At 46.3% G+C, this 13,825-nt stretch carries 9 protein-coding genes; 4 read left to right on the top strand and 5 right to left on the bottom strand.

Annotation, left to right across the window (positions count from 1 at the left end; genetic code table 11):
- Positions 1-3 precede the first annotated feature (3 nt).
- Positions 4-882 (bottom strand): hypothetical protein, encoded by an 879-nt coding sequence (locus tag CRO08_RS09560; protein ID WP_176495115.1) that lies wholly within the window; start codon positions 880-882, stop codon positions 4-6.
- A gap of 213 nt (positions 883-1,095) precedes the next feature.
- Entirely contained in the window at positions 1,096-1,305 is a 210-nt protein-coding gene (locus tag CRO08_RS17620; RefSeq protein WP_097036005.1) for a P-loop NTPase fold protein, read from the bottom strand.
- Positions 1,306-1,750: 445 nt separating this feature from the next.
- Here CRO08_RS17620 and CRO08_RS09550 point away from each other — a divergent pair, with 445 nt between their 5' ends.
- A complete protein-coding gene (locus CRO08_RS09550; protein ID WP_097036004.1) occupies positions 1,751-2,044 on the top strand; it encodes a hypothetical protein in 294 nt (97 codons plus the stop codon).
- Positions 2,045-2,573: 529 nt separating this feature from the next.
- Here the strand turns inward: CRO08_RS09550 and CRO08_RS09545 are convergent.
- Entirely contained in the window at positions 2,574-3,893 is a 1,320-nt protein-coding gene (locus CRO08_RS09545) for a caspase family protein (protein WP_097036003.1), read from the bottom strand.
- Between the two features lie 139 nt (positions 3,894-4,032).
- Positions 4,033-5,634, bottom strand: coding sequence for a hypothetical protein (locus tag CRO08_RS09540; RefSeq protein ID WP_097036002.1), 1,602 nt, complete (start codon positions 5,632-5,634; stop codon positions 4,033-4,035).
- An 832-nt stretch (positions 5,635-6,466) separates the two neighbouring features.
- Between CRO08_RS09540 and CRO08_RS09530 the strand changes: the two genes are divergently transcribed.
- Entirely contained in the window at positions 6,467-7,738 is a 1,272-nt protein-coding gene (locus CRO08_RS09530) for an IS256 family transposase (RefSeq protein ID WP_097034567.1), read from the top strand.
- 27 nt (positions 7,739-7,765) lie between these two features.
- On the opposite strand, the gene CRO08_RS09525 is transcribed toward CRO08_RS09530, so the two are convergent.
- Positions 7,766-9,232, bottom strand: a complete 1,467-nt coding sequence (locus CRO08_RS09525; protein ID WP_255252309.1) for a glycoside hydrolase — start codon at positions 9,230-9,232, stop codon at positions 7,766-7,768.
- A gap of 194 nt (positions 9,233-9,426) precedes the next feature.
- On the opposite strand from CRO08_RS09525, the gene sbcD reads away from it, so the two are divergent.
- Together sbcD and CRO08_RS09515 are read left to right on the top strand one after the other, a co-directional pair.
- Positions 9,427-10,701, top strand: a complete 1,275-nt coding sequence (sbcD, locus tag CRO08_RS09520) for an exonuclease subunit SbcD (protein ID WP_072811868.1) — start codon at positions 9,427-9,429, stop codon at positions 10,699-10,701.
- 3 nt (positions 10,702-10,704) lie between these two features.
- Complete coding sequence (locus tag CRO08_RS09515; protein ID WP_097036000.1) at positions 10,705-13,821, top strand: AAA family ATPase; 3,117 nt, start codon at positions 10,705-10,707, stop codon at positions 13,819-13,821.
- Positions 13,822-13,825 lie beyond the last annotated feature (4 nt).

Here is a 13,825-nt window from a genome sequence, read left to right as displayed (position 1 = left end):
TAGCTATGTTGTTTGATTGATTGAAGAATTAAACCTCTGTGCACATTTTTGCAATCCGGCGCTAAGTGCTTTTTCTCGTATTTCTTTTACACGCTTACGCTCTGTTTCTTCAAGTATATTCTTTATCAATTCATATAGAAGATCAAAGGCTGATTCGCAATCCTCTTCAGATAATTCATGAATGCCTTTACTTAATATACCATATGCAATGGGATTGTTTTGCATGCATTCCGGAAGATGCTTTTTAAGCTTTTTTATTCGTTCGACTAAATGTTCTTTTTTATAATCCTCATATGTAAATTCATTATTTTTTATTGCTTCCTGAGCAGCTTTTTCAATTAAAGTTTCATAAATACGACGTAAATATGCATACGCACCAATCAACACACCCTGCGCCCTTAGGCCTAAAGCTGTTGACAGTTCTCTAGGAATTTTGCTACTTGGAATTGCAATTTCTTTCATCAATTTACCGCGAACAATGTCTTTATATGAAGGATATGAGCCAACTTTAAGTATTTTATTATCTTCATATTTAAAATAAAATACTAGTTCATGATGACATAAAGAACATTCAAACGCTTTTCCAAAATTTATATATCCACCAAAATAATTTTTCATTCTAGAAGAAGGATCCATTTGTACAAAAGGAGATTCAAAATCCCTCCTCCCTTTAGGAACCCATACAGACATATCTCCACAGTGTGGACAAAAAGATCGATAACTTCTTTTATCCGATAAAATTTTTTCCGCATCTTCAGGACGACTCAAACCCTTTATTGGTTCATATAGACCTTTTTCAAAATAATCTATTTCGCTTTGAGACATAATAATTCCCTTTTCTAATGTCATATAAATATAGTTTGTTTTCGAAAATTTTTTCATAAAAGAAAATAAATTATCATATTTTTTTCCATACAAGAATAAATTCTCGGTTCTGATAATAAATTGATAAACGGGTATTATCCCTAGCAAAAAAAGATTTCCTAGAAAAAATCTTGGATGGATGTAATCCTTTGGAGAGAAAGATAAATTTTGAGATGGCGTTTGGATGGATTTGCCAAATTCACTAAAAAATGATGGATGATTTTGTATACTTTAAACCAGTCCTAAAAATGGGTAGCTGACAATTATGGGGAAGCTTACAGAGGATTTTCCCGTTCCCCATCCACCAAACAATCCCACTGTGTATGATTTATCACCAGACAGTGAATCTATCGTCTTTTTCAGCGAATCCGCATATACTTTCGTATTTAGATAGTCCTTATTCTGAAGATTAATCTCTTCGTCTTCAATATAACGAACCATTCTTTTTTCCAACGAATCTTTTTTTCTGTTTTCTTCATTTATCTACCTTTTCCATTTTTTGCATTTTTCCAAAAGCAACCAATAAAAATTTTTCGTTATAGAACTCTATTGGGAATACATTTTTTCGCACCTTCGCCAACCATCATGTAGATTCGCGAGCCACATTTGTAATATAAGCAAAGAGCCTTGTAAAATCAAGTAGAAAAGATAGCCAGACAAAAAAGATCTATTTATTCAGCACTTCGTTTTCCGCCAACGCAATTCATGCTCTTCCTCGCATTTGATGCCGACGAGTATTCGAAACGTATTCAGAGTGTATTCATTCCGTATTTAAAACAACATAACGCGCCTTTAATGTGATTTGCCTCACGCAAAAAAATCCTGTTGATTTTTCATCAAGAAAAAGACATTTTTTTACAAGGTTCCAAATAAAAAAGGAGTATTTATGACAAATAATGTATGGATGGTCATTTCAATAGATTCCGATTCTGAGTCCTCAACAACAGACGAAAGAGAGGATATTCTCGCAATTCATGGTTTCTCTAAATTATCTCCCAATAAAGGAATTCGGCTACCAGAATCAACTTACATTGGCCTCATTCCTGATTCAGAAGCAGGGACGACAAAAGTGGATGAAATATGGGAAGACCTCAAATTAGCCGGATTAGAACCTCGGCGAATATTCGGCGGAACTATTGACGAATGGAAGGTCATTCGAAGCCGAAAAGATAAAGACTAGTTTTTCCAAAGCCCTGCTGTAGCAGGGCTTTTTCATCCCCCCCTTAAATACACATAATTTTATGAACTATATAGCTGGGTAGTGGGCCGATTGTGATACCACGAAATTGTAGAATAGGGCTCGGTCCATTAACAGAAAACTATACTTAAATTTATTAAAGAGGCAAAACATATTTTACGGTATTGCAACATTGTGAAACCGATGATCTTGGCTTCGCAAGAGACGTCGCCTGGAAATTCCACGCAACATGACAAAATGACTGGCTATGGCTTGGTCAACTCCAAGATAAATACCATTTTATGCGCGATGGCACAATGAACATCGAAATGAATTCTAATGTTCAGGCAAGAATCCTCGCGGAACTACTGAAATAAACTGAGTTCGCTTAAGCATAGATGCCAAAAAATTGCACGGAAAGAGACCTTATCGTAAAAAAAGTAATGGATTGCTGAAGCATTTCTTATTTGGCAAACAGTTTTTTCCATGATTTTTGGCCCCACACTAAAGACAAATGTTTTGGCTGCGCAGGCTATCCAAAAAGAGCCTCAAGACAAGAGTCATTTACCATTATTTCTAGCGAATAATTCTCAATATCCAGTTCATGCAATCTACATTCTAAAATTCCCTTTTCTGGTATTGTAAAACCTAATTTTCTAAAATGTTCTTGATGCTTCCTAGGCATTTTATATCCTGATGAACCATCATGTCCTTTACCATCTATGCGAATAGAATAAAGTTGGCCGCCCTTACCTTTGGGTTTTGCATAAACATGAGCATGTTTTATCGTATTAGATAGTGTATCCATTTTATGAATAACATATGACTGATTTGTTCCCGGAATCATTTCAAAGTTTTCAAATAATGCCTTTGTGTTGTCATATGCATAAATTTTTCTTTCCAATTTTTTGAAATATACTTCATCTATATATTCTAAAAAAGTTTCCATTTTTTGAGGATAAACAGCAAATGGAATATTTAGGCCATTATTGTAACTTTGAGGATTTTGTCTTTCTGGGCGACTACTTGATTGCAAAAAATCATTAGGTTTGTTCTTGGACACTTCGAAAGCATCGTCAAAAGTTAACAAATCTCTAATCACAAGCCCACTTGATGTGTTGATGTATAGATAAGAAAAAAGACCAACTACCTTACCCTCTATTTCACATTCATAAGCAAATTCACCTCGCGAACAAGAATGGATAATGCTCATCCCATTCGCATGAGGCATATTGTTCCACCATTTTTTCTTGGCATCTGCAGGATTAATTTTCTTCGATTCAAGTAAAAGCCCCTTATGCAAAGATCCTTCTAAAAAAATTTTTAACTCTTTTAAAGGAATTTGCTTTCGTTGAACCGATTCTGAAAGTGCTAGTTTTTTCTGTTGCTGTTGATAAGGCGTGAATTGTGCATACCCTTGTATAGTTGAGTAATCATTATATTGGGGAGCATTTGTTACTTCCGATCGACAACAATCAACAAATATCAATGCTTTTTTCGTAACATCTTCTAACAATTTCTTTATTTCACTTAAATACATCGCTGAATATGAACTACAATAGATAAAATCTCCCTTAGGAGACATTGTATCATCTATAGTTGTATCAAATCCACCATGACCTGAAAAGGCGAAAAATATATATTCACATTCTTCTTTAATTTCTTCAGCTAAATAATGATGCAATTCTGCAGAATTTGATATGTTTAATATTTCTATTTCCGAATCACTCCAGAATCCTCCTAATGGGGAATTTAGATATTCCTTCCAATTATTGATGTCGTTTTTAGGGCCTTTTAGCGGGCTTAGGAATCCATTGTCTTTGGGATATACGAGAATTGCTTTTCTTATCATTTAAGAAGTTCCTTATGATTATTTACAAATTTACTCTAAATTATATTAAAAAAAGGGAAGGAATCAAAAACGAATTTTAGGTTGGCGTGAAGTTTGTATAAAGAATTTATTGTACGACTATTTCCAAAATAACTCCGCTTTAAGGTTTAAATATTTCCTCAGACATTGCTTTTTTGAATTGTTTTATACCTTCGTTAAAGGCTTTGGCGTGACTTTGATAATCTTTATAGGAGTTCGGATATTTTTCCCGAAGATTATCATAAAATTCTTTCCAAAAAGTAGTATAAGGTTTATTCGAATTATTCAATATCTCTAAAATCTGTTCTATTCGCCCCCACAATTCGTAGGTAGTTCGGTCATATTCACAACCGCTTTCTTTGGGTTTAGCAAAGATTTTTTCTAATAGAATAGAGAAATGATTTAGGTATGTTTCCGCTTGATAATCGTCAAAAATATCTTTTTCCAAAAACACATCATAATAAAGAATAAAATCATCAGATTTTAAGACATTTGTGTTCTCAATTAAATCGATGAATATTCTCGCTAAATCTTTCATACAAGCATTGAATAAATGCTTTATTACGGTTCTGCTAGCATCTTGATACTTCATAGAATAAAGCAAGTGTCGATATTCTTGCAACACAAATTGAACACTCTTTTTGTCATAATTTTTGAGTTTGAAAACCTTTTGGTAAATTGACGAAATATCAAAATAGCATTGAAGGTAATTGCTATTCCAAGTAATAAATTTATTAGAATCATCACGATAATTAAATAAGCGCCAAGCAATAAAGGTGTGACTTATGAAATCAATATTTTCATATTTTATAGCTGTATCGTAAAGGTATAAGACGCTATCTAAAATGGTTTCCTTAAATCCTTTATAATCATCGGATTTTTCAACATAAAATCCTTCATAGGGAGAAACTTGAATCTTATTGAGAATATTTTTAGAAGGGTCTATTATAGCGTGAAATATGTTGGTTGCGACGGCGTTATCTTGACTGAGTCCTCTTTCAATCAATACACCTGCTAATATCTTTAAAGAATTTAATTGAAAGAGATTTTTGTCAAAATCATGATAATCTATATTCGTTAAAAAACTCTTGTATATCGCATTAACATAATTGATTTTTATGACCGAATTATCTTTTTGATTTATTTTTTCGCAAATACTTAAGAAAAATCCATTGAATTTATCACTTTTTTGATCCCAATAAACTTTAGAACAGGGCTTTATCTGGTCAATATGCTGGTAAAACCAATCAAATATGAATTCAAAAACAATTGCTGATTCAAACTCATCATTTCTCTCAACAACGCCGCAACACAATCTTAATAGATCATCAAAATTACTTTGCCCCTTTGGAATCAAGCTTTTTTTGTAAGAAAAGAAATCATTCTCTTTAATTTCTGAAATGATTCTTTTTGCGGCGTATATAGGGTCCAACATTTTTTTTAAGCGTTGCAGTAGATAAATAGATGTTGCTATTCCATAGACGATACCGCAAGCTGAATAAAAATTTTTACCCGTTTCAGGTATTACATTTGTAATTGTCAACAAAATGATTCCTGCAGGAACAATAATGCAGAATAGTATCACCAATGGCGAGAGAACCATTCTCAATAATTTAATCGAATTAAATTTGTGAAAATTTTCTTGAGCTAAAATAAACAATGATGTGAAATTAAAGATGAAAAGCGGAGAAAAAAAAGTAATAAGAAAAATGAAATTATCCATAATACTCCTTTGTATGTAGTAACAGGATTATCATCCCGAATTTATATACTTTTTCTAAAATGTAGTTAAGAACTGTGGTTTCATTTTCTTTTTTTATTTTTGAAAAATCATAAGCAAAACAGAAAAGTGTGGTTATCCAAAGTAAAGCTTTACAAAGAAAAGGTAAATTAAATAAAAGTAGATACGCTAAGCAAAATGGAATCCACCAAGATATCAACGATATTGGAATTTCATATTTGTTTTGGCAGAATAATTGCCATTTACTAGTTGGAATTCCTTTAAAGAACGACTTTTCATTGCAGGCGCGCATGACAAGTAACGGAAACAGAAAAAGAATGTTTTCACTTATCAAAATCAGGCTGTTGGTCAGTCCTCTCGAATAAAAACGAAATAAAACAAAGAAGCTGAACAAAAACATCACAATGCTCGTAGCAATTTTATCTCCTTTTTTCCCTTTTCGAAAAATACTTGAGTGAAATAGGTCCAAACTCAGCAAAAAGAACGATTGTATTTCAACAGCAAGGTAATTTGAGCTTAGAGATGCTAGCGTGAATTTGATTATTTGCAACCAAGAAAATTTTTTATTTCCCCATAGGAACCAGTCATATAGAAGAACAAATATCAATCCATAAAAGAGAAAAAATTTCTCCCACTCACTAAATCTTTCAAATTGAAGGATAGAATATACATAAATGACAATATCACTTACAAAAATAATTCCAGGGAAGATGCCCCAAAGTTAGTTGAAATTTCTGCAACCAAAAAGAAAAAGGTGGTCTCCAACTTGTAAATTTGGTTCAGCAAAAAAACACCAAGCAAGAGGATAACCACCATGATGAAAAGTACAAAAAGAACCCCCAAACTGTCAATCGTCCGCCGCGAAGAAATCGACATTTCGACCAGTGTCGGGGTGGTTCTGGCCGACCTTGCCGAACAGGGGAAAAGCTGCCTTGACGCGCTGTCGAGGGAGATGGGCGCAAGGCTCGTGGAGGCGATACTCCTGGCCGAAAGGGAACAGCTCGGCGGTGCAGCATACCACCCCAGGAAGGGCTTCAAGAAGTGGTCCAGCCAGGGTGGTTCCGTGTACATCGCGGGTGGCAAGGCGAAGGTGCGCGTACCCAGGCTCAGGGACGAAAACGGCGAGGTCAAATCGCGTATCTACGCCCGTCTGAAAGACCCCGACGCGTTCTCCGAGCACCTGCTGCACGCATGCCTCTCAGGCCTGTCCGGGAGGCGTTACGAGGATGTGTTCTCGACTGCCGGGGAGGCGTTCGGCGTAAGCAAGTCGTCGGTGTCGCGCAAGGTCGTTGCCGCATGCACAAGGAAACTGAAGGAACTGAACGAGCGCAGGCTGGAGGACTTCGAGGCGGTTGCCGTCTTCATGGACGCAATGCATCGCTGCGGCGAGGTCGTGATGGCCGCCATAGGCGTTGACGCGGAAGGCTACAAGCGCGTGCTTGGCCTCTGGCAGGGCAGTTCGGAAAACACCGAAATGTGCCGTTCGTTCCTTTCCGACATGGAGAGCAGGGGCCTCGCCCTGCACCCCGACATCATCTTCGTGACCGACGGCGGGACGGGCCTCAACCGCGCCCTCAAGGACCGCTTCGGCAAGGACCTCAAGCACCAGCGCTGCGTGATCCACAAGAGGCGCAACGTCGAGTCCCATCTGCCCGAGATGTACCGGGCCGAGTTCGACAGGCGCTACAACAACGCCATCGGGATGGTGGGCTACGAGGACGCGAGAAGGGAACTTCTCAAGGTCCACGAGTGGCTCGAAGGCATAAACACGAGTGCCGCCAAATCGCTTTCCGAGGGCGGCGAGAGGCTGCTTACGGTCCACCGGCTGGGCATCCCCGCGCTCCTGCGCAAGTCGCTCATAACGACCAACATAATCGAGTCCACCTTCAACGGTCTCGACGCCATCGAGAAGAACGTGAAGCGCTACAGGGACATTGGAATGTTCAAACGCTGGATGGCCGCTGAGGTCCTCCACCGCGAAAAGAACTGGAGACGGTTGGACGGCTATGCGGAAATCCCCGAACTTGTCGAAAAACTTCGGGAAAAGAGCATGAAATTACTTGACAATGAAGCGCTAATAGCCTAGATTTACACCAGTTGGAGACCTGGATTTTCAACTAAAAAAGGGACAAATTCCCGGCTTGCATGCGCCACCTTCGGCGCCTTCGATCACCATCGTGGTAATCGTGTTGGACTTCGCGGTCATCGAAAGCGCCTTGCCCGAAACCACGATATCGGATTGCTTGGTGAGGCTGCCCGGCAATTCAAATCGCACCACCTTCGCGCTCGTGCCAATCTTCACGAACTCGCCCAGGTCGAAGCTGTACTTCACGTCGCTAGAACCGCTATTGCGCACGATAAGCACCAGCGCTCCCTCGGGCGAGAGCGCCGCGAGCGTGTTGCCGTTGTCGCTATCGATAATGCGCGAACCCGGACGAATGTAACGGCTGAATGCGGCGTGCATGTAGTAACGTGCATTCGGGCTGAAAGTCTGCTTGCTGTGGTTCAGCGCGAGGCTACGCCAGTTCTCGGCCGGGTCGCCAATCTGCCAATCCACCCAGGCGCTCGCCTTCATGTCGCGCAGGTCTGCAAGAATCACGCCCGCCATCCAGAGCGCAATGTTCTCGTCGCCGCTCTTGTGAAGCGGGCCCGTCTCGGACTGCCACACCTTCTTGTCTTTCGCGAACGCCGCATTGAAAAGTTTGGCGCGGTTATCGCCGCCGGAATAGCTGTGCGTGTTCACCTGGAACATGTAAGAAAGCGCTTCGCCGCTGTACTTGTTGAACTGGTTCAGGGCATCGCCGATGTTCGTCTCGTCGGCAGCACTCACCGAAGTCTCGGGGAACAGGCCCTTCTTCTGAAGCGCCTTGCCGAGTTCCACAATCATCTTCGTCTGGTTGTTCTTGAAGCCGCAACCTTCCTGACCGCCGTTCGCCTTCCACCAGCCGGCACTCGGCTCGTTGAACGGTTCCACCGTGCGGAACGTGATTCCCCATTCCTTCTTGAAGTGCAGCGCCACTTCGGAGAGGTAGTCCGCGAAGTCGTCGAAATAGTCTTCCTTGAGGTTGTCGCTGCCGTCGCTAGAGCCCGAGACGCAGCCGCTCTTGGTCATCCACCACGGGGGCGAATTGCTGAACGCCTCGAATATCGGGCTTTTCACGCGCTTGGAAAGTTCAATCGCAATCGTGCGCTGGTAAGGGTCCGCCGTCCAGTCGTAGCTTCCCTTTTCGGTAGGCTTGTAGCCAGGAACGTTCGCGCCGCCGTCGCCCTTCGTGAGGTGATTATGGCCCGGCTGGTCGCCGCCACCGATATTGTAGCGGAAAATCGTATAGCCCAAGCCCGTATCGGGGTCGGCAATCGCACCCAAAAGCTTGCTGCGGTTAGCCTCGCTCCAGGCGCCCGCCTTTACGGCCCACCAGCAGAGACTCGTGCCCCAGCCCTCGAAAACCTGGTATTTTTTGCCAGGGTCGACAACGACCTTAGTTTGTGCATGTGCGGGAGAAACGATACCCGCGAGGCCCGCGACAAACGCCGCCATCGCCAGAGCCGCACCGGATACTCCAAAATTCCTTTTTTTCATAAACCAATCCCTTTCTTGCGCCATGTTATTTTACATGGCCTGATTATAAATATACCCTAACAACTGGGGATTGTCAAATGTGGACTTTTTCGGGGGAAATTTTTTTTCAAGTCCTATTTGACATTTTATGCCATTCTGGCGATACTATATTTGAAGCGATAAAGAACTCCGGCTCCGTGCCGGAAAGGAAGAACATGAAGTTCATACACACCGCCGACTGGCATTTGGGCAACTCGATGCACGACATCGACCGCCAAAAAGAAACCGAGCAGTTCCTCGCCTGGCTCAGGGAACGCATCGTGGAACTCGGGGCGCAGTGCCTCGTAATCGCAGGCGACATCTTCGATACCACCAACCCGCCCATCGAGGCGCGCAGGCAATATTTCCGGTTCCTCGCCTCCCTGCTCGAAACAAACTGCAAGAACATCGTCCTCATCGGCGGGAACCACGACTCGGGCGCACTGCTCGACGCCCCGCGCGACCTGCTCGAAGCCCTCAATATCCAGATGGTGGGTTCCCTCGGGGAACGCCCCGTAGAAGAACTCGTGAAGGAACTGACGGATGCCAGCGGGAACGTCGTGGGCATCAGCGCCGCAGTCCCGTATGTACGCGAAACGGAACTGCGCCGTTTCAAGCCCGAAGACGCGGTGGATTTCGCCCAGAGTACATACAGCGGGCTCTACAGCGCCGTTTACGAGGCCGCCGAAAAATTGCGCGCCGGCCGCGACATCCCCATCGTGGCAACGGGCCACCTGTACGCCTCCAGGCTGGAAGGCCGCCCCGAAAACGACGAGGGCAGGGACGCGAAGGAACACGGCATGCGCGATATCGTCGGTAACCTCGGGACTATCCCCGTCTCCGTTTTCCCGGAAGGCCTCGACTACGTGGCCCTCGGGCATATCCACTACACCACCATGGTGGCGCGCAACCCGAAGGTGCGGTACTCGGGCTCGCCGTTCGTGCTCGGGTTTGACGAGGCAAGCATCCCGCACCATATCCTGGCAATCGACCTGCAGAAGGGCGAAGCGCCCAACGTGCAGAAAATCGAGACCCCGCAATACTTCAAGTTCCTGCGCGTATCGGGCTCTGTCGCGGATATCGTCATGCAGCTGAACCAGCTGAAAAATGCGCCCGCAGAAAAGCCCCTGAAGGTGGAAGTCGTGTACGACTACGCTCCGGGCGTGAGCATCAACGAGGCGCTCGAATCCGTGCTGGAAGGCGCCCCGTTCGAGGTCGTGAGCAAGAAGGTGAAACGCGCCGACACCCTTGCGGCGGACGCCTTCTCGGACGATACGCTCGAATCGGTAGACGTCCTTACCGACGAGGAAGTTTTCAAGCGTCTCGTAATGAGCAGGATGGGTGCGCCCGAAATGGACGAATGCATCCAGAAGACCCTCGATGATTACCTCCCGCTTTTCAGGCAGGTAGTCGAAGAAGTCAACAACGAAACCGGCAGCGAGGAGGCCTAATACATGAAGATTCTGAAAGTCGAATTCGAAAATATCAACAGTCTCGCCGGCAAGTGGTGCATCGACTTTACCGACCCCTCCTACAGCGAACTGGACCATAGCCTTTTCGTCATCAGCGGAAAGACGGGCATGGGCAAGACGAGCATTCTTGACGCCATCACGCTCGCCCTCTACGGCGCCACCCCGCGCCAGGGAGTAATCTACAACGGCAACGACGGTAACGCCGTCATGACATCGGACAAGGGCACCTGTTTCGCCCGCGTCACGTACCGCTGCCGCAAGGGCACCTATGTATCGGAATGGAACCAGCGCCGCGCCCGCGACAAGGCCGATGGCAACCTGCAAAACGCGCAGGGCAAAATCTGGCGCATCGAGAATCCGCAAGACCCGATCTTTGCGGGCAATACCGGCAGGAACAGCGAACTGGCCAGGGCGAATGCCGAAATCATCCAGCTGGACTACTCGCAGTTCTGCCGTTCCATCATGCTCGCGCAGGGCGAATTCAGCAAGTTCCTCACCAGCGAAGAGAAGGAACGCGCCGACATCCTCGAAAAACTGAACGGCACCGAAAAGTACCGCCGCATCGGAAAGAAGGTGGGTGACCACAGGCGCGAGGCGAAAGCGGCAAAGGAGACTTCGCAGGCGGCATTCGATGCGTTGAACAACACCATGCCCAAGGCCGAGGACATCGAGAAGGACAAAGCCCTGCTTGCAGAAGTCGCGAACAAGGAAAAGGCCCTCACGGACAAGAAGAAGAATCTCGAAGCCCGTATCGCCTGGCGCAACTCGATGAACGAAAGCACCCGCAGCCTGGAAAGCGCAGAAACCGAACTTGCAAAAGCGAACAAGGACAAGAGCGAATTCGCCGGCAACGAGAAGCGGCTCGCAGATGCCGAGAAGGCCCGCGAATGCGCGACGCTGCATACGGAACTGCAGGGATTCCGCAAGCACGAGGCAGACGACAAGGCGAAACTCGAAAATTTCCAGAAGCAGCTCCCGCAGGTGGCAAGCGACCTAAAATCCGCGGGCGATAACAAGGCCATCGCCGAAAAGGAGAAGACGGCCACCGAGCAGTTTATCGCCGAAAACGAAGCGCTCTGGAACGAAATCCGCAAGCTCGACCAGGACTTGAAAAACGCGACAAGCGTGAAGGCCGAAGCCGAAAACCGCAAGGCCACCGCCGCACAGTCTCTCTCCGAGGCAGAAGCGGAACTGAAAAAGGCACAGGATACCATCAAGTCGCTCGAACCGCAGGTCGAATCCCTCGCACAGACCCAGGAAGCGAACGCGAAGGACGCGGAACTTGCAGGAATTATCCCGCAGAGCGAAACGCTTGTCGCAAGCATCCGCGGGTTCGACAAGAAAATCGCCGACGAAGAGAAGGCGAAAAAGGCGTTCGCAGATGACTTGAAAAAGGCAGAAGAAGATCTCAATGACGCAAACGCGCTCAAGCAGGAACTTCTCGAGCAGCAGAACGAACTTTTCCGGAACGACGTGCTCGCGCTCGCCAACGTCATCCAGAACCACCTGGAAGAGGGCAAGGCGTGCCCGGTCTGCGGCTCTACGGAACATCCCGCCTGCGGACACTCGAACGGAACGGTCGCCGATGAATCCAGCGTGACAAGCACCGCCGAAAAGATTCGCGAACTGAACACGAAGTTGCAGGACGCAGATGCGAAACTCGGGCAGTACGAAAATGCCAAGAGCCGCGCGTTGACCGCCGGGAATGCGGCAAGCGAAAACATCGAATCGCTGAACAGCCAGAAAAACGAGGCGAGCGAAAAGGTGGCGGAACTCTGGAAGCCCTGGGCTGAATTTGACCTTGCAAACGCGGACAGCACCCTTGCCGACCTGAAATTGCGCCTGCAGCAGTTCACCGCAAACAAGACCAAGTTTGATAAACTTTCGAATGATCTTGCCATCGCCCGCAACAACGTGGAACTGTACGGCAAGAAGGTCCAGCATGAACAGGACCATCTCGAAAAGGAAACCGCAAACCTCAATGATGTCTCCCGCAAGCTGGATGAACTCCGCAGTTCCCGCAGCGAGAAGTTCGGCGACAAGGACGTGGAAGCCGTCGCGAAGGAAGCGACTGCCAGCAAGACCGCAGCCGCCAACAAGTACGACGCTGCCGACAAGGCGTTCCGCAATATCGAAAACAGGCACAATGAACTCAATACGCAAATCACGGCGCTCAAGGGTTCCCTCGAAAAGACCGCGGGCGATATCAAGACCGCAAGCGAAAAATTCGTGAACGCAATCGCCGCGAAGGGTTTCGCCGACGAAGCCGCCTTCCAGGCCGCATTGCTGCAAGAAGCCGAATTCACGAAGTTGCAGAACGAAAAGAAGCGTATCGACGGCGCCATCGCTACCGCAACCGGCAAGAAGCAGGCGGCAACCGAGGCCCTCGAAAAACTGAAGGCGGAACGCTCCGACGAGACGCCCCTGCAGGCCCTTACCGATGGGAAGGCCGCCGTCGAAAAGGAACTCGGCGAACTGCAAGGCTCATCGGGTGCGGCACGCGCCCGCGTGAAAGCCTATACAGAAAACGTCGCCCAGTTGCAGATTCTGCAGAAGGATCTCGACGCGAAGAAGGCGGAACTTTCTCGCTGGGAGGCGATGGGCGAATGGTTCGGTGTAATGGACGGCAGCGACTTCGCCACCTTCGTGCAGGGGCTTACCTTCAAGTCGCTCCTGAAGCTTGCCAACAAGCACCTGGCGATTGTCAAGGACCGCTTCAGGCTTGTCGCCGAAGGGAACCTCGGTTTCAAGGTGGCCGATTCTGAATTCGGCAACGACCGCCGTATCTCGAACCTCTCCGGAGGCGAAAAGTTCCTGGTGAGCCTCTCGCTCGCCCTCGGGATTGCCGACTTCGCAAGCCGCAACGTGCGCGTGGAATCGCTCTTCATGGACGAGGGTTTCGGCACCCTGGACGACGCGACCCTAGAAGACGTCATGAACTGCCTCCGCTGCCAGCAGCGCGAAGGAAAGATGCTCGGAATCATCACCCACGTGGAATCGGTGGTGAACAGCATCAGCCAGAAAATCATGCTGGAACGCAGTACCAGCCAGAAGGGCCACAGCACGATAACCGGCCCCGGCGTCACGCGAGTTGCATAGCACA

Origin of the sequence: Fibrobacter sp. UWT3, from assembly GCF_900230125.1 — a bacterium.
GTDB lineage: Bacteria > Fibrobacterota > Fibrobacteria > Fibrobacterales > Fibrobacteraceae > Fibrobacter.
The sequence above is the reverse complement of the archived record's forward strand: the minus strand, read 5'-3'. Positions and strand labels throughout refer to the sequence as shown.

What these genes read in the sequence shown, in the direction of transcription:
- CRO08_RS09560 (WP_176495115.1), bottom strand. Translation starts at nt 882, where the DNA reads ATGAAAAAATTTTCGAAAACAAACTATATTTATATGACATTAGAAAAG.
- CRO08_RS17620 (WP_097036005.1), bottom strand. Translation starts at nt 1,305, where the DNA reads ATGGTTCGTTATATTGAAGACGAAGAGATTAATCTTCAGAATAAGGAC.
- CRO08_RS09550 (WP_097036004.1), top strand. Translation starts at nt 1,751, where the DNA reads ATGACAAATAATGTATGGATGGTCATTTCAATAGATTCCGATTCTGAG.
- CRO08_RS09545 (WP_097036003.1), bottom strand. Translation starts at nt 3,893, where the DNA reads ATGATAAGAAAAGCAATTCTCGTATATCCCAAAGACAATGGATTCCTA.
- CRO08_RS09540 (WP_097036002.1), bottom strand. Translation starts at nt 5,634, where the DNA reads ATGGATAATTTCATTTTTCTTATTACTTTTTTTTCTCCGCTTTTCATC.
- CRO08_RS09530 (WP_097034567.1), top strand. Translation starts at nt 6,467, where the DNA reads ATGATGAAAAGTACAAAAAGAACCCCCAAACTGTCAATCGTCCGCCGC.
- CRO08_RS09525 (WP_255252309.1), bottom strand. Translation starts at nt 9,232, where the DNA reads ATGAAAAAAAGGAATTTTGGAGTATCCGGTGCGGCTCTGGCGATGGCG.
- sbcD (WP_072811868.1), top strand. Translation starts at nt 9,427, where the DNA reads ATGAAGTTCATACACACCGCCGACTGGCATTTGGGCAACTCGATGCAC.
- CRO08_RS09515 (WP_097036000.1), top strand. Translation starts at nt 10,705, where the DNA reads ATGAAGATTCTGAAAGTCGAATTCGAAAATATCAACAGTCTCGCCGGC.